Origin of the sequence: Kitasatospora sp. NPDC058965, assembly GCF_042741245.1 — a bacterium.
Classification (GTDB): Bacteria; Actinomycetota; Actinomycetes; order Streptomycetales; family Streptomycetaceae; genus Kitasatospora.
Genome location: NZ_JBHYKG010000192.1, coordinates 1 through 16050 on the forward strand (window position 1 = coordinate 1; position 16050 = coordinate 16050).

14 protein-coding genes are annotated in these 16050 nt (G+C 74.3%); 5 read left to right on the top strand and 9 right to left on the bottom strand.

Annotation, left to right across the window (positions count from 1 at the left end):
• Positions 1 to 49 precede the first annotated feature (49 nt).
• Complete coding sequence (locus ACFW1A_RS26820) at positions 50 to 2254, bottom strand: putative Ig domain-containing protein (protein ID WP_380412820.1); 2205 nt, start codon at positions 2252 to 2254, stop codon at positions 50 to 52.
• 337 nt (positions 2255 to 2591) lie between these two features.
• On the opposite strand from ACFW1A_RS26820, the gene ACFW1A_RS26825 reads away from it, so the two are divergent.
• The 3 genes from ACFW1A_RS26825 (at position 2592) to ACFW1A_RS26835 (ending at position 6474) form a co-directional block, all read left to right on the top strand.
• The gene (locus tag ACFW1A_RS26825; protein WP_380412822.1) at positions 2592 to 3848 is read left to right on the top strand and encodes a 2-isopropylmalate synthase; all 1257 of its coding nucleotides are present in this window, start codon (positions 2592 to 2594) and stop codon (positions 3846 to 3848) included.
• Positions 3845 to 4507: a hypothetical protein gene (locus tag ACFW1A_RS26830; protein ID WP_380412824.1), complete on the top strand. Its 663-nt coding sequence runs from the start codon at positions 3845 to 3847 to the stop codon at positions 4505 to 4507. The genes ACFW1A_RS26825 and ACFW1A_RS26830 overlap by 4 nt, the downstream gene beginning before the upstream one ends.
• A gap of 116 nt (positions 4508 to 4623) precedes the next feature.
• Positions 4624 to 6474, top strand: a complete 1851-nt coding sequence (locus ACFW1A_RS26835; RefSeq protein ID WP_380412826.1) for a phospholipase C — start codon at positions 4624 to 4626, stop codon at positions 6472 to 6474.
• Positions 6475 to 6546: 72 nt separating this feature from the next.
• On the opposite strand, the gene ACFW1A_RS26840 is transcribed toward ACFW1A_RS26835, so the two are convergent.
• Positions 6547 to 7119: a hypothetical protein gene (locus tag ACFW1A_RS26840; RefSeq protein ID WP_380412828.1), complete on the bottom strand. Its 573-nt coding sequence runs from the start codon at positions 7117 to 7119 to the stop codon at positions 6547 to 6549.
• Positions 7120 to 7241: 122 nt separating this feature from the next.
• On the opposite strand from ACFW1A_RS26840, the gene ACFW1A_RS26845 reads away from it, so the two are divergent.
• Positions 7242 to 7877: a GNAT family N-acetyltransferase gene (locus tag ACFW1A_RS26845; RefSeq protein WP_380412830.1), complete on the top strand. Its 636-nt coding sequence runs from the start codon at positions 7242 to 7244 to the stop codon at positions 7875 to 7877.
• A gap of 48 nt (positions 7878 to 7925) precedes the next feature.
• On the opposite strand, the gene ACFW1A_RS26850 is transcribed toward ACFW1A_RS26845, so the two are convergent.
• Complete coding sequence (locus ACFW1A_RS26850) at positions 7926 to 8873, bottom strand: DUF2218 domain-containing protein (RefSeq protein WP_380412832.1); 948 nt, start codon at positions 8871 to 8873, stop codon at positions 7926 to 7928.
• A gap of 148 nt (positions 8874 to 9021) precedes the next feature.
• Between ACFW1A_RS26850 and ACFW1A_RS26855 the strand changes: the two genes are divergently transcribed.
• The gene (locus tag ACFW1A_RS26855) at positions 9022 to 9594 is read left to right on the top strand and encodes an ArsR/SmtB family transcription factor (protein ID WP_380412833.1); all 573 of its coding nucleotides are present in this window, start codon (positions 9022 to 9024) and stop codon (positions 9592 to 9594) included.
• An 84-nt stretch (positions 9595 to 9678) separates the two neighbouring features.
• Here the strand turns inward: ACFW1A_RS26855 and hypE are convergent, their stop codons facing one another.
• From hypE to hypA, 6 genes are all read right to left on the bottom strand, one after another.
• Positions 9679 to 10668, bottom strand: coding sequence for a hydrogenase expression/formation protein HypE (hypE, locus tag ACFW1A_RS26860; protein WP_380412847.1), 990 nt, complete (start codon positions 10666 to 10668; stop codon positions 9679 to 9681).
• A gap of 73 nt (positions 10669 to 10741) precedes the next feature.
• Positions 10742 to 11866, bottom strand: a complete 1125-nt coding sequence (gene hypD, locus ACFW1A_RS26865) for a hydrogenase formation protein HypD (RefSeq protein ID WP_380412835.1) — start codon at positions 11864 to 11866, stop codon at positions 10742 to 10744.
• Positions 11863 to 12216, bottom strand: coding sequence for a HypC/HybG/HupF family hydrogenase formation chaperone (locus tag ACFW1A_RS26870; RefSeq protein WP_380412837.1), 354 nt, complete (start codon positions 12214 to 12216; stop codon positions 11863 to 11865). Before ACFW1A_RS26870 ends, hypD begins: the two co-directional genes overlap by 4 nt.
• A 13-nt stretch (positions 12217 to 12229) precedes the next feature.
• The gene (gene hypF, locus ACFW1A_RS26875) at positions 12230 to 14641 is read right to left on the bottom strand and encodes a carbamoyltransferase HypF (protein WP_380412839.1); all 2412 of its coding nucleotides are present in this window, start codon (positions 14639 to 14641) and stop codon (positions 12230 to 12232) included.
• Complete coding sequence (gene hypB, locus ACFW1A_RS26880; RefSeq protein WP_380412842.1) at positions 14638 to 15519, bottom strand: hydrogenase nickel incorporation protein HypB; 882 nt, start codon at positions 15517 to 15519, stop codon at positions 14638 to 14640. The genes hypF and hypB overlap by 4 nt, the downstream gene beginning before the upstream one ends.
• A 3-nt stretch (positions 15520 to 15522) precedes the next feature.
• A complete protein-coding gene (hypA, locus tag ACFW1A_RS26885; protein WP_380412845.1) occupies positions 15523 to 15894 on the bottom strand; it encodes a hydrogenase maturation nickel metallochaperone HypA in 372 nt (123 codons plus the stop codon).
• Positions 15895 to 16050 lie beyond the last annotated feature (156 nt).

Sequence of the window (16050 nt, forward strand, 5' to 3'; positions counted from 1 at the left end):
CCGTTCGCGCGGGGAGCCCGACCGCACCCGTAGCCGGTCCGACGCCGGGTCAGGAGGCGTTGAGCGCCGTGTCGTCGACCACGAAGCTGGTCTGCAGGCTGGAGTCCTCGGTGCCGGTGAACTTCAGCGTGACGGTCTGGCCGGCGTAGCCGGACAGGTCGAAGGAGCGCTGGGTGTAGCCGGTGGCGGCGTTGAGGTTGGAGTAACTGGCCAGCGTGGCCAGCACGGTGCCGCTGCTGTTCAGGACCTGGACCTTGAGGGTGTCGTAGGCCGTGGTGGTGCTGGTCTCGGCGGTGTCGATGTGCAGGTAGAAGCTGAGCGCGGCCTTGCAGCCGGCCGGGATGGCGACGCTCTGCCCCAGGGTGTCGGTGTGGGTGCTGCCGTAGCCGTCCAGCCAGGCCTTCCAGCTGCCCGAGTGGGCCGCCTCGCTGCTGGAGTTGTCGATCACGCCGGAGGAAGCCGTCCAGGGCGCGGCGCTACCGGTCTCGAAACCGGGGTTGCCGAGCAGTTGGCCGGGGCTCGGGCAACCGCCGCCGGTGGGGTTGACCGTCCAGCTGAACGAGGCGGTGCCGGCGGTGCCGGTGCTGTCCGCCGCCCGGACCGTCACCGAGCTGGTGCCGGCGGTGGTCGGCGTGCCGGAGATCAGGCCCGCGGTGGAGACCGACAGGCCCGCGGGCAGGCCGGTCGCGCTGTAGGTCAGGCTCAGACCGGCCGAGTCGGTGGCGCTGAGCTGGAGCGAGACCGGGGTGCCGACGGTGCCGGTCTGGTTGCCCGGGTTGGTGACGGTGACGGTGTTGCCGCCCGTGGACTGGCCGATCGGCAGGCCGCCGGCCGGGGCGTACATCGCCACGTCGAAGGTGCTGCCGCTGGGCGCGTGGGCGATCGGGATCACCGGGACGGCGTTGCCGCCGGCGAGCACGGAGGTCGAGATGTAGTCGCCGAACATCCGGCCCTGGCTGGTGTTGGGCAGCCAGGCCAGCGTCATCGGGCCGGCCAGCTGGACGGGTGCGGACCAGGTGCTGCCGCCGTCGGCCGAGGAGACGAAGGCCGCGTCGAGCTGGCAGGTGGTGTCCGTGCAGGCGGCGTTCGGGTAGAAGTAGTACGTCAGGCCGAGCCGGGCGGTGCTGCCCGAGCTGCTCGGGTCGACGCCGATGCCCGGGGTGAAGTGGTCGACCGTGCTGGTGGCCGCGTCGATCGGCACCCGGGTCGGGGTGCTCCAGGTGGTGCCGTTGGTCGAGGTCGACATGATGATGTCGTTGCTCGGGCAACCGCTGCGGAAGCGGCAGTCGGACCAGACGGCGTAGACCTTGCCGCTGGAGTCGATCTCGGCGGACGGCAGCGGACTCTCGCGCAGGCTGTCCCTGGGTGACAGGCGGGCCGCCAGGTCCTCCAGGCCGGCCACCGGGTGGTGCGAGACCGTGGCGATCTGCACGCTGGCGCCCCAGCTGGTGCCGCCGTTGGTGGAGGTGAAGGCGTCCTCGGCGTTCTGACTGCCGGAGGAGAACGGCACCACGACGGTGCCGTTCGGCTGGACGACCGGCTGTCCGCCCAGCCCGCTGGGGCTGTCGGCCGGGCTCAGCTGGGCGCCCCAGGTCAGGCCGCCGTCGGTCGAGGTGCGCATGTGCTCGGCGTCGCCGGCGTTGGCGTCGTCGTACTCGGTGTAGCAGTGGCCGTAGTACGGGCTGGACGCGTGGTCGTCGCAGACCGTCCAGTTCTTGTCGTCGAAGGTGCCGGTGGAGATCGTGACCGGGTTGCCCCAGGTGTGGCCGCCATCGGTGGAGCGGCTCAGCTCCACGTCGACCGAGCTGCTGGTGCTGACGCCCAGCCAGGAGACCATCCAGACGCCGTCCTTGGCGTCGTAGGCCACCGAGGCGTCGCTGGCCTGCCCGTACGGGCCGCCGGTGTTGCCGGTGGAGCCGGGCATGAACCCGTGGGTCCAGGTCTGCCCGCCGTCGGTGGAGGTCGCCCAGCCGATGTTGGACGCGCCGCCGCCGGAGACCCGGCCGACCTGGAAGGCGGACACCACGGTGCTGCCGTAGCTGAAGGTGTCGGGCTCGACCTCGGTGGCGTGCTGGGCCTGCGCGTCGGTGTACGGGTCGGTGCTGACCTGGGCGAGGGTCGGGGTGGCGCCGGGCGGCGTTCCGGGCCGGTGCGGGGCGGTCGGGGCGGCGGCGAGCACGGGGGTGGCGAGGGCCAACGCCGCAGCGAGGGCTCCGGCGAGCAGGGCGGGTCCTTTTCTGGCCAGTCCGGACATGTCTCTCCTGACATGCTGGGCGGTGCTGGTGGCTGTCGGCTGACACCGACACGGGGACAGGCGAATGGTGATGCCAACGGTCCCATGGATAAAGGCAGTTGCCATGGCGGGAACATGCCATGGCGAGATGCCGTCAGCTCGGGCCCCGGCCTTGCGCTTGCCGACGCCATGTCAGACGGGGGCCTGTACCACTACCGGTCCGTCCGTACGGGCGGGTTCGGCGGACACACCCCGTACGGGTGATCTTCCGCCTGCCGTTCCGGTGCCGTGACCGGTCGCCGCCTAGCCTGCCGACCGGGTTGCCCTCCCGGTGCGGGAGGGCCCGGACTGGGGGGTCGTGGTGGGACAGGACGTGGTGCGGGACGTGGTGCGGGAGTCCGCGCGGGCGGGGCGCCTGGTGCTCTGGGAGGAGTCGCCGCGCGACGGTGCGCAGGCCAAGACACTGATGTCGGCCGACTTCCGGGTGCGGCTGGCGCGCGAGCAGGGGCGGATGTTCGGGGCCGACGGCCCACGGCACGTGGTCTTCGCGGCCGGCTTCCCCGCCGTCTGCGGCGAGGAGTTCGAGGCGGTGCGTCGGGTCGCGGTGGAGGCCGAGGGGGCGGTGAGCGTGGCCGCGGTCTGCCGGGGGCGCAGCGCGGACGTCCGGCAGGCCGTGGCCGCGGTCCGGGGCACCGCGCACGCGCGGGTGATGGTCGTGGTGCCCGCCTCCGAGGCGATGGCCGCGACGATGACCCACAGCAGTGCCCGGGAGGCACTGGAGGCAGCGGTCGCCCTGGTCAAGGAGGCCCGCGACCTGGCGGCGGAGGTGGCCGTCGACCTCTGCTTCGCGGACGCCTCCCGCGCCGACCACGCACTGATGGCCGCCGGTGCGGGCGCCCTGACCGACGCCGGGGCGGCCGCGATCGTGCTGGCCGACACGGTGGGCCGCCAACTGCCGTTCGAGGCGGCCGAGATGTTCGGCCGGGTCGCGGCCGGCGCGGGCCCGGAGGTGGTGCTCGCCTCGCACCTGCACAACGACCTCGGGCTGGGGCTGGCCAACACGCTGGAGGCGCTGCGCGCCGGGGTCCGGGTGGTGTCCGCCTCCTGGCTCGGCCTGGCCGAGCGCAGCGGCATGGTCGCCACCGAGCAGGTGCTCTTCCTGCTCGCCCACGACCCCGCGCGGGCGGCCCGGCTGCTCGGTACCGACGAGGGGCTCTGGTGGACCGCTCCGGACCTGACCGCGCTGCCGCACCTGGCCGGGCTGGTCGCCGCGGAGACCGGCGTGCCGATCGGCGTCACCACGCCGGTGGTCGGCACCGGGGTCGGCACCATCTCCACCGGCACGCCCTTCGTCCACCCGCAGCTGTTCCAACCGTTCGACCCGCAGGCGCTGCTGGGCATCGCCCCGACCGTGGTGCTCACCCAGCTGGCCAGCGCCCGGGTGGTGACGGCGGTGGCCGCCCGTCTCGGGCACGCGCTGGACCCGTCGCGGACGGCGGCCGCGCTGGCCTGGGCCAAGGCGCGGGCGTACCGGACCGGCCGGGCCGTCGTCGACGACGCGGCCTTCGCCGCCTACCTCGACGGGCTGGGCGCCGCCGCGGGAGCGGCCGGGTGACCGCCGCAGCGGGCACCACCGACGCCGACGGCGCGCGCACCGCGCTGGCCCGCGGTGCGGCGGTGGTGCTGCCGAACCCCGCACCGCTGACCTGCGTGCTGGCCGGCACCGACGCACGGGCCGTCAACTCGGCCAAGGGACGGCCCGCCGACCAGGCGGTGGCGCTCTGGGCCCACGACCCCGGTACCGTCGCCGCCCTGGGGCTGGATGCGGGGGTCCACCGCCTGCTGGTCGAGGAGCGGGTGACCCTGCTGCTCCGGCTGCCCGGCGGCGCCGGCCCGGCACCGGCCACCCGGGACGGCTGGACCATGCTCTTCGGCGCCCGCTGGGCGCCCGTGCTGCCCGTCCTCGCGCCGCACCCGGTCCTGTACGTGAGCAGTGCCAACCGCACCGGTCGGCCGCCCGCGGCGACGGCCGCCGAGGCCGCCGCGATGTTCCCCGCGACCGTGCCGGTGCTCGACCCCGCCGGTCTGTCCGGCATCGACGACGGCCCCACGGCCACGCCCCGGGCGGCCACCACCACGCTGCGCCTGCACCCCGACGGCCGGCTCGAACTGCACCGCCGCGGTGCCCAGGACGGCGCCTTCGCCGACCCGGACCGGTACCTCGACCACGTCCGGGCCCGCTACCTGCGCCCAGGCGCGGCGGGTCGGGGCTGACGGGTGGACGGCTTGTTCGCACGTCCGGCACCCGTGCGTTGCCTGGGCATCAACTCGCCTTCCGCTGCATGCGGTTCGCTCTCGCCATCCTGCCGTCGACTGGTAAGAGGGCTTCCATGCATCGAGTGCACCGCTCCAAGCGTCTGCTGTCCGGCGCCGCCGCTGTCGCCGCCGGCCTGACCGTGGTGACCGCCACGCCCGGCACCTCCGTGGCCCAGGCGGCGCGGCACACTCAGTCGCCGATCAAGCACCTGGTCGTCATCTACCAGGAGAACGTCTCCTTCGACCACTACTTCGGCACCTACCCGAACGCCACCAACACGGACGGGCAGGCATTCACGGCAAGGCGCGGCACGCCGGCCGTCAACGGCCTGACCGGCGCCCTGCTGACCGCGAACCCGAACGGGGTGAACCCGCGCCGCTACGACCCGGCCGCCCCGGGCGACGTGCTCACCTGCGACCAGGACCACAACTACGGCGACGAGCAGGCGGCCTTCGACGGCGGCAAGATGGACCGCTTCCCGCAGACCGTCGGCAACGAGAGCGGCAAGTCGCCGACCGGCGCGGCCTGCGTCGCGGGCGACGTGATGAACTACTACGACGGCAACACCGTGACCGCGATGTGGAACTACGCCCAGCGGTTCGCCATGAGCGACAACTCGTACGGCACCACCTTCGGCCCGTCCTCGCCCGGCGCGGTCAACCTGATCGCGGGGAACACCGGCGGCGTCGACATGGCCCACACCGCGAACAGCCCGTCGGTCGCCACCCCCGCCAAGCCCAACGCCGACCTCACCGCGGACGGGCAGGGCGGCTACGTGCTGACCAGCGACGCCCAGCCGTACTGGGACGACTGCTCGACCCGCGACGCGGTGGCGATGAGCGGCAAGAACGTCGGCGACCAGCTGAACGCGGCCGGCCTGTCCTGGGGCTTCTTCGAGGGCGGCTTCCGGCCGACCACCGGTTTCGCCGACGCGGCCGCCGCCACCGGGCACGCCGGTCAGCCGACCTCGACCTTCGTCCCCGACGAGTTCAAGGCCGCCGGGCTGAACAGCTCGGTGCCGCACTCCACCAACCAGGGCCTGTGCAACGCCGTCCACCCGGTCGGCGTCGGCGTGGCCGCCCCGCTGACCACCGGCACCGGGCAGTACGGCTGGAAGGACGACTACATCCCGCACCACCAGCCGTTCCAGTACTACGCGTCCACCGCGAACCCGCACCACGTCACGCTGGCCACCGACGCCAACGGCCGCGACACCCGGTCCGCGCTGCGCAGCATCGGTACCGACACCCAGCACTACGTGAACGGCGCCCCGCAGTTCGACACCCCGAACCACCAGTACGACACGAGTGACTTCGACCAGTTGGTGGCGGCGATCGGCCGCGGCCAGCTGCCGGGCTCCGCGCTGCCGGCCGTCAGCTACCTCAAGGCCGCCGGCTACCAGGACGGCCACGCGGCGTACTCCGACCCGTACGACGAGCAGCAGTTCGTGGTCAACGAGATCAACGCCCTGCAGAAGACCCCGGACTGGGAGAACACCGCGGTCGTCATCGCCTACGACGACTCGGACGGCTGGTACGACCACGCCTACTCCGGTGTCACCAACCCGTCCGCCTCGGCCGCCGACTCGCTGACCGGCCCGGGCGTCTGCGGCAGCGGCACCCCGATCGCCGGCCAGAACGGCCGCTGCGGCTACGGCCCGCGCCTGCCGCTGCTGGTCGTCTCGCCCTGGGCCAAGCGCAACTCGGTCGACCACACGCTGACCGACCAGTCCTCCATCCTCAAGTTCGTCGAGGACAACTGGACCCTGCCGCGGATCGCCGGCAGCACCGACAAGGTGGCGGGCAGCCTGAACGGCCTGTTCGACTTCCCGCGGGGCCACGGCCGCGGTCACGACGACGACGCCCCGAACGCCCGCCCGCTGGTGCTCGACCCGGCCACCGGCCAGCCGACCGGTCGCCGCTGAGTCCGCCGCGCACGCACGCGAGGCCGGGTCCGCCACGGATCCGGCCTCGCGCCGTATCTCGCTCCCGGCCGCTCAGCGGCCGAACAACCGCCGCAGGCCCCGCCGTTCGGGCTTCGGCTGCGCCGTGCTCCGGCCCGACCCGGCGGCCGGGCCCGCGGCAGCCGACTCCGCGTGCAGCAGGCCCACCAGGTCGGTCAGGAACCCGGACAGCCCTGCCAACCGGCCGGTCCCGCAATTGAGGTGGCTGCCGTCCGCCGTCCACTCGCCGAGCACCGAGTACGGCTCGCCGGTGAACGGGTTGAGCGCGTACTCCAGGGTGAAGTACCGGCAGTGGTCGGCGCCGCCCGACTGGACCACCGCGGTGTAGTACGCCTCGGCCCGGGCGATGGGCTCGGGCATCACGACCACCAGCATCCGGTGCCGCCCCAGCGTGATCAGGTCACCCGTCAACCCGTCGCTCGGCAGCCGTTCCCCCTCGGGCAACCGCCTCCCGAAGTCGTCCCAGAGCGAGGCCAGGCCGGCCGCGATCCGGTCCTCCGGCAGGCCGTCCAGCATCCGCGGCCCCATGTCCCGGGCGAGTCCGGCGAGCACCTTGTGCGCGAACTGGTAGTGGTGCGGGCGCCGTTCGTTCTCCACGATGTCCATGCGCGAAAGTATGCCGATCACACTGACACCGGTCGGCGCCGGGCCCCCGCGCCGGACGAACCGGGCAGGCCGCCGGTGGATCTCCCGTGGGCGGCGGTGGTCGCCGACCCGCCCCGGAGGGCATGATCATCACCATGGAGCCGCTGAACCCGTCCGCTGCCAGGACCCCGACCGCTGTCACCCTGCTGGGCCGCCACGTCCGCCTGGAGCCGCTGACCCGTGCCCACCTCGCGGACCTGTTCGCAGCCGGCGGAGGGGACGAGGAGGTCTGGCGCCGGCTCCCGGTCCGCACCCCACGCACCCAGCAGGAACTGGGCACCCTGCTGGACAAGCTGGTCGCCGACTGCGCGGCCGGCACCCGGGTCGCCTTCGCCGTCGTCCGGCTGGCCACCGGACGGGCCGTCGGCTGGACCAGCTACGGGTTCTTCAGCACCGTCGACGAGTGCCTGGAGATCGGCTGGACCTGGTACGGCCGCACCGCCTGGCGCACCGCGGTCAACACCGAGTCCAAGCTGCTGCTGCTCTCGCACGCCTTCGAGGAACTGGGCATGGGGCGGGTGTGCTGGCGCACCGACCACCTCAACACGCGCTCGCAGCAGGCCATCTCCCGCCTGGGCGCGGTGCGCGAAGGCGTCCTGCGCCGTGAACTGCGCCGCCCCGACGGAAGTTGGCGCGACACCGTCTTCTACTCGATGCTGAAGGACGAGTGGCCCGGCGCGAAGGAACGGCTGGCCGCCCGGCTCGCGGTGCGCGGGTAGTCGCCGCGCCCGGCGCCGGAGCGCGCCCGTGCTCCGAGGCCGGGCACCTCACCGGCGCCGGGCGATCGTCACCCCGTCGCGCACCGGCAGCATCACCGCGTCCACCCGCTCGTCGGCCGCGATCAGGTCGTTCAGGCCGCGCACGGCCACGTGGCGGGCCTCCTGGTAGGCGGGGTCGAGGACGCGGCCGCCGAGGAAGACGTTGTCCAGCACCACCAGCCCGCCGGGGCGCAGGCGGCGCACGATCTCCTCGTAGTAGGCGGGGTAGCTCTCCTTGTCGGCGTCGATGAAGGCGATGTCGATGAACGGCTCGCTGTCGAGCGCGCGCAGGGTCTCCAGCGCGGGGGCGATGTGCAGGTCGATCCGGTCGGCGACGCCCGCGCGCTCCCAGTACGGGCGGCCGATCGCGGCCCACTCCTCGCTGACGTCGCAGGCCAGCACCCGGCCGCCGTCGGCGAGGCCGCGGGCGATGCAGAGGGTGGAGTAGCCGGTGAAGACGCCGACCTCGACCGCGAACCGGGCACCGGTGAGCCGGGTCAGCATGGTGAGCAGGGTGCCTTCGTCGGCCGAGACCTGCATGTGGGCGGCGTCGCCGAGGGCCTCCCGGGTGGCGGCGGCCAGCTCGCCGAGGATCTCGTCGGCCGGCGTGTGGTGACTGAGCAGGTACTCGCCGACCACGGGGGCGGTGGGCTCCAGCTCACCGCCGTCGATCGGGGCACTCCACTCGACCACCAGTTCCTCCTGGGTGGCGAAGCGGACCAGGTGACGGGCGATCACGTCCTGCACCTGGGCGAGGGACTCGGCGTCGACGGCGGTGGCGGTCAGCTCCAGCGTGCCCGGGTGGGGCGTGAGGGCGCAGCTGCCGGACCTGACGGTGATGGTGCCGCGGCCGTCGGCGGACAGGGCGGTGGTGGCCTTGTGGCTCATGTGCGAGACGAGCTGCTTCAGGTAGCGGGCGGGACGGTCGGTGCTGACCCGGGCGGTGGCAAGGGGCATGCAGACTCCTGGTGATGTGTGGGATCCGGGCCACGGAGGGTGGACCGGACTTAAGTGGCGAGAATCTTCGCCACTTCTTCGACGCCTTGATTGTGCGGTGGGCGCGCCGGAGTTGTCAAAGCGTTTGGATTCCCCGACACTTTCAGCCATGGCAGACGACGCAGACCGGCAGCCCCCCGACACCCGGGACCGCGACGAGCAGGGCCACCTCGTCCTCCACTCCACCGAGCAGTTCAAGGCGCTCGGTCACCCCGTGCGCCACCGCATGGTCAACGCACTGCGCCAACGCCCGGCGACGCTGCGCCAGTTGGCGCTGGCCCTGGGGATGAGCAAGGGCACCGTCGGCTACCACGTGCGGGTGCTGCGCGAGGCCGGCCTGGTCCGCCTCGCCGAGACCCGGCAGGTGCGCGGCGGCACCGAGCAGTACTTCGCGCTGGTCAGCGAGGGCTTCACGTTCCAGGAGAACGCGGACGGCGGCGCCCAGTTCCTCCTCCACGCCGCGCTGGACGAGATGCTGCCGGCCGGCCCCGGGCAGGCCTCCGAGACCGTGCTGCGCCACCTCTGGCTCAGCCCCGAGCAGGCGCGGGCCCTGGAGGCCCGGCTGCGCGCCATGGCCAACGAGGAGTTGCCGAACGACCCGGCCCGCGGCGAGCCGTACGGACTGCTGGTGAGCCTCTTTCCCGCCGACGTGCCGAGCCTGCCCCCGGACGACGGCCCCTGACCGCCCGCCGGTCGCGGGCGCGTGACGACCGGGGGTCGACCACGACGCCCCCGTCGCCACGCGCTGGGGCCGGTCGGCAGCCGGTCAGCAGATCCGGGGCAACTGCTCCCCCAGCGGCTTGTCCACCACTCGGGTCGCACCGAACGCGGTGCGGGCCACCACCATGCCCGGGTGCGCCTCGACGCACTCGCCGATGATCCGCGCCCCGGCCCCGTGCGGGTGGGCCTGCATCGCGGCGAGCACGGCGTCGGCGTCGGCCCGCGCGACGAAGGCGAGCAGCTTGCCCTCGTTCGCCACGTAGAGCGGGTCCAGGCCCAGCAGCGCGCAGGCGTTGGCCACTTCGGGCGGCACCGGCACGGCCCGTTCCTCCAGCACCACGCCGACCCCGGAGGCCGCCGCGATCTCGTTCAGCGCGGTCGCCACCCCGCCGCGGGTGGGGTCGCGCAGCACGTGCAGGTCGGGGGTGACGGCGAGCATCGCCTCGACCAGGCCGCCGAGCGGCGCGCAGTCGCTCGCCACCCGCACCTCGAACTCCAGGCCCTCGCGCACACTCAGCACCGCGACCCCGTGCAGGCCGATCGGCCCGCTGACGATCACCACGTCCCCGGGCACCGCGCGGTCGGGGCGGATGTCCACGCCGGCCGGCACCAGGCCGATCCCGGCGGTGTTGAGGTACACACCGTCGCCGTGCCCGGACTCGACCACCTTGGTGTCGCCGGTGGCGATCCGCACCCCGGCCGCCCTGGCCGCGGCCCCGATCGCCTGCGCCACCGCGGCCACCGTGGCCGTCTCCACACCCTCCTCCAGCAGGAAGGCGCAGGACAGGAAGGCCGGCCGCGCCCCGCTCATGGCGAGGTCGTTGACCGTGCCGTTGACCGCCAGGTCGCCGATCGAGCCGCCCGGGAAGAACAGCGGCCGGACCACGAACGAGTCGGTGGAGAAGGCCAGTCGGGCACCGCCGAGGTCGAGCACGGCGGAGTCGGGGTACCCGGCGAGCTCGGGGCCGCCGAACGCCGGGGCGAAGACGTGCTCGACCAGCTCGGCCGAGAGCGTCCCGCCGCCGCCGTGCCCCATCACGATCCGGGGCAGGTCGCGCAGCGGCGCGGGGCAGGTCCAGCCGGAGAAGTCGGGCGCGGGTGCGAGCAGCTCAGCCAACGGGGGCCGCCTTCACGGGAGTCGGGACGCCGCCCAGGCGGCGGTACAGGTAGTAGGCCGCGCAGGCGCCCTCGCTGGAGACCATGGTGGCGCCCAGCGGCGTGCGCGGGGTGCAGCGCGTGCCGAAGGCCTCGCACTCGTGCGGCTTGATCAGGCCCTGCAGCACGTCGCCGCTGCGGCACTCGGCCGGCTCCACGGTGGTCAGGTCGCCCACGGCGAACCGGTGCTCGGCGTCGAACTCGCGGTAGGCCTCGGCCAGTCGCCAGCCACTGGCCGGGATGGTGCCGATGCCGCGCCAGGCGCGGTCGGTGACCTCGAAGACGTCGGCGAGCATCGCCCGGGCCGCCGGGTTGCCCTCCGCGCGCACGGCGCGCGGGTAGGCGTTCTCCACCCGGTGCTCGCCGCGCTCCAGTTGGCGCACGGCCAGGCGCACGCCCGCCAGGATGTCGAGCGGCTCGAACCCGGTGACCACGATCGGCACCCGGTGGCGCTCCGCGAGCTCCGGGTACTCCTCGGTGCCCATCACGCTGCACACGTGCCCGGCGGCCAGGAAGGCCTGCACCCGGCAGTCCGGGGAGGTCATCAGCGCCTCGATGGCGGGCGGCACCCGCACGTGCGAGACCAGCAGGCTGAAGTTGCGGATGCCGAGCCGGCGCGCCTGGTAGACCGTCATCGCGTTGGGCGGGGCGGTGGTCTCGAAGCCGATGCCGAAGAAGACCACCTGCTTGTCCGGGTTGGCCCGGGCGACCCGCAGCGCGTCCAGCGGCGAGTAGACCACCCGGACGTCGCCGCCCTCACCGCGGACGGTGAACAGGTCCCGTCCGGTGCCGGGGACCCGGAGCATGTCGCCGAACGAGCAGAAGATCACGTCGGGCCGGGAGGCGATCTCCAGCGCCTTGTCGATCATCTCCAGTGGCGTGACGCACACCGGGCAGCCCGGACCGTGGATCAACTCGATCTCGTCCGGGAGCAGTTGGTCGATCCCGTGCCGGATGATGGAGTGCGTCTGTCCGCCGCACACCTCCATCAGCGCCCACGGGCGGGTGACGGTGGCGCGGATCTCGTCGAACAGCCGCCGGGCCAGCGCGGGGTCCTGGAACTCGTCGAGGTACTTCACCGGGCGCTCCCCTCGGGCGCGGCGGCGGCGGGCGCAGCGGTGGGTGCCGCCGGCGGCGAGGGCGCGGGCGCCGGCTCGCCGGCCTGCTCGGCGGCCTGCTCCCAGGCGTCGCCGAACTCCTCCTCCATCAGCCCGAGCCCCTGGAACAGCGCCAGGGTCTGCTGCGCCGACTGCTCGTCCAACCGCTGCAGTGCGAAGCCGACGTGCACGATGGTGTACTCGCCGACCGCCAGGTCCGGCAGGTATTCGAGGCACACGTCCTTGACCACGCCGCCGAAGTCGACGGTGGCCATCCGGGTGCCGTCGCGTTCCTCGATCGTGAGCACCTTGCCGGGTACGGCCAGACACATGGGCTTGCTCCTCCTAGGTGGACAGCTGGTCGGTGGCGGGGCGGCGGGCCGCGACCACGGCCTGGCCGAGCGCGAGCCCCCCGTCGTTGGGCGGGACCAGGCGGTGGCGCAGCACGGTGAACCCGTCCGCGCGCAGGTGGTCGAGGCAGGCGGTCAGCAGCAGCGCGTTGGCGAACACGCCGCCGCTGAGCGCCACGGTGTCCACGCCGTGCCGCTCCCGGACGGTGCGGCAGACCTGACGGACCATCAGCGCCACCGCGTCGTGGAAGCGGGCGGCCAGCAGTCCGACGGGCGTGCCGGCCCGCAGGTCGCGGACCAGCGCCGCGAGCACCGGGGCGGGGTCCACCCGGTCGGGCCCCGCGCCGCCGGGCCGGACGGCGAACCGCCACCGCCCGCCGAGCGGGCCCGTCCAGCCGACCGCCGCGGCCTCCCACTCGATCGCGGCCTGCGCCTCGTACTCGGCACGGTGGCAGACGCCGGCCAGCGAGGAGACGGCGTCGAACAGCCGGCCCATGCTGGAGGTCGGCACGCAGTTCAGGTCGCGCGCCAACTGGCGCTCCAGCACCGCGCGTTCCGGCTCCGGGCAGGCCGCGACGCAGGGCAGGTCCCGGTCCCGGGGCAGTCCGGCCGCACGCAGGTGGGCCAGCGCCATCCGGTACGGCAGCTGCACCGCGGCGTCGCCGCCGGGCAGCGGGACGTACGCGAGGTGGGCCAGGCGCCGGAAGCCGTCGTAGTCGGCCAGCAGGAACTCGCCGCCCCAGACCGCGCCGTCCTCGCCGTAGCCGGTGCCGTCGAAGGCGACGCCGAGCACCGGGCGGGAACCGTCCGCGCCGTTCTCGGCCAGCACCGCGGCCACGTGCGCGTGGTGGTGCTGGACCGTGCGCACCGGCCGGGTGCCGGCGCGGCGCCGGGCCCAGTGCGCCGAGCGGTAGCCGGGGTGCCGGTCGGTGGCGAGCAGCACCGGGGCGGTCCCGGTGATCGCGGCCAGTTGGGCCGTGGCCCGCTCGAACGCGGTGAGCGTGGCCAGGTCGTCCATGTCGCCGACGTGGGCGGAGAGCCAGGCCTGGTGCCCGGTTGCCAGGCAGAAGGCGTTCTTCAGGTCGCCGCCGGTCGCCAGCACCGGGTCCACCGGCACCGGGAGCGGCACCGGGAAGGGCGCGTAGCCGCGCGAGCGGCGCACCGGCAGCACCTCGCCCGCCACCACGCGCAGCACCGAGTCGTCGCACGGCACGTGGATCGGCCGGTCGTGGGTGAGCCACGCGTCGGCCAGCCCGGCCAACCGCTCCACGGCCTCCCGGTCGTCGGTGACGATGGGTTCGCCCGACAGGTTGCCGCTGGTCATCACCAGCGCGGCGGGGCCGGGCGGGTCCCCGGGCAGGCCGAGCAGCAGGTGGTGCAGCGGGGTGTACGGCAGCATCACGCCGAGGTCCGGGCTGCCGGGGGCGACCGCGGCGCAGACGGGGCCCGGTGCGCCGTCGGGGGTGCCCGGTCGGCGGCGCAGCAGCACGATCGGGCGCCGGTTGCCGGTCAGCAGCTCGCGTTCGACCTCGCCGAGCCGCACCAGCGGCTCCAGCACCGCCGGGTCACGCACCATCAGGGCGAACGGCTTGCTGCCGCGCGCCTTGCGCCGGCGCAGCTCGGCGACGGCCTCGGCGTTGCCGGCGTCGCAGGCCAGGTGGTAGCCGCCCAGGCCCTTGACCGCCAGGATCCGGCCCTGGGCGAGCAGTCGGCGCCCGGCCGCGACCGGGTCCGCGACCGGCTCGGGTGCGGCGGCCCCGCCGCTGCGCAGCAGCAGGCGCAGCACCGGGCCGCAGTCGTGGCAGGCGACCGGCTGGGCGTGGAACCGGCGGTCGGCCGGGTCGGTGTACTCGGCGGCGCAGCGCGGGCACATCGGGAACCCGGCCATCGTGGTGTTGGCCCGGTCGTAGGGCAGGCCGGTGACGATGGTGAACCGCGGACCGCAGTGCGTGCAGGTGATGAACGGGTGGCGGTGGCGCCGGTCCTGATGGTCCGTCAGTTCGGCGAGGCAGGCGTCGCAGGTCGCGGTGTCGGGCGACACCAGCGTGCGCAGCGGGCCGCCGGCCCGCGAGGCGCGGATGGTGAAGCCGGTGCCGCCGGCGACGGGCAGCGCCTCGTGCGCCACCTCCTCGACCACCGCGAGCGGGGGCGCCTCGGCAGCCACCCGGCGGCAGAACGCGGCCACGGCCGGCCCGTCGCCCTCGACCTCGGCCAGCACGCCCTCGGCGGTGTTGGTCACCCACCCCGCCAGCGCGAGTTCCCGGGCCAGCGCGAAGACGAACGGACGGAAGCCGACGCCCTGGACGACGCCGCACACCCGCACCCGGCGCCGCTCGACGGCCGGGGCGGGGCCGACCGGGGCGGGGCCGGGACCCGGCGCCGGCTCGGCCGTGCCGGTGACGGTCACCGCGGCGGCACCGGCTCACCGACGTGCGGGTGTGCGTGCGGGTGCTCGTGGACACGGTCGTGCGGGTGCTCGTGCGGGTGCTCGTGCGGGTGCTCGTGGGGGTGCCCGTGCGCGTGCTCGCCGGGGTGCCCGTCCGCGTGGTCGGGTGCCTGCGCCGTCCCGTGCGCGTGCCCGTGCCCGTGCCCGCCGGCCCGGCGCGCCATCACCGGCTCGTGCCCCGGTCCGCCCTCCCCCGCCGCCAGCGCCCGGTCCAGCAGCAGTCCGACGCCCTGCCCCCGCCGCGCCGAGGTGAACAGCACCTCCACCCCGGGGTTCACCTGCTGCACGTTGGCCAGGAACGCCGCCTCGTCGAACTCCACCGCCGCCGCCAGGTCCGCCTTGGTGACCAGCACCAGGTGCGCCAGGCCGAAGGCGGACGGGTACTTGAGCGGCTTGTCCTCGCCCTCGGTCACCGAGGCCAGCGCCACCCGCAGGGTCTCGCCCAGGTCGTAGCCGGCCGGGCAGACCAGGTTGCCGACGTTCTCCACGAACAGCAGCCGGGTGTCCGCGGGCAGCCAGCCGTCCAACTGGCCGCGGAGCAGGTCGGCCTCCAGGTGGCAGAGCCCGTCCGTGAGCACCTGCTTCACCGGCGCGCCGGAGCGGGCCAGCCGGACGGCGTCGTTCTCGGTGGCCAGGTCGGCGGTGAGCGCCGCCACGGGCACACCGCGCCGGGTGGCCAGCGTCAACTCCGCCTCCAGCAGGGCGGTCTTGCCGCTACCGGGGCTGGAGAGCAGGTTGACCAGCACGGTGCCGCGCGCCGCCAGCTCCTGCCGCAGATCTCGCGCGCGGTGGTCGTTCTTGGCGAGGACCGCCTGCTGCAGGTCGGTGACGCGACACATGGTTCACTCCTCGTCCAGGACGGCGGCGGGCTCGGCCCAGTGCACGGCACCGATCTCCAGCTCACGGCCGCCCAGCAGCTCGGTGTCGGCCGACCCGCAGTCCGGGCAGGCCAGTTGCGGGGGCAGGCCGGTGGCCCAGTCGTGCCCGCAGGCGTGGCACCGGGCCCGCCCGGGCAGCCACTCGGTCACCAGCTCCGCGTTCTCCAGCACCGTTGCGGCACAGGCGAGTTCGAAGCAGAAGGCGAGCGAGTCCGGCACCACGCCGGCCAGTTCGCCGACCCGCAGGACGACCCGTTCCACGCCGCCCGCCCGGTGGCGGCGGGCGGCCTCGGCCACCTGCTCCACCACGGCGAGCGCGACCGACATCTCGTGCATCGACCACACCCCGATCGGGCCGGGGATCCGCCCGGCGGCCCGGTCCATTACACGGCGGTGGCGCGGGCCGGTGCCCCCCCCCCCCCCCCAGCGCCACCCCGCCCACAGCCCCTAGGCCCCGACATCGAGCCGATCCGCCCGTGGCGCATGATGTAG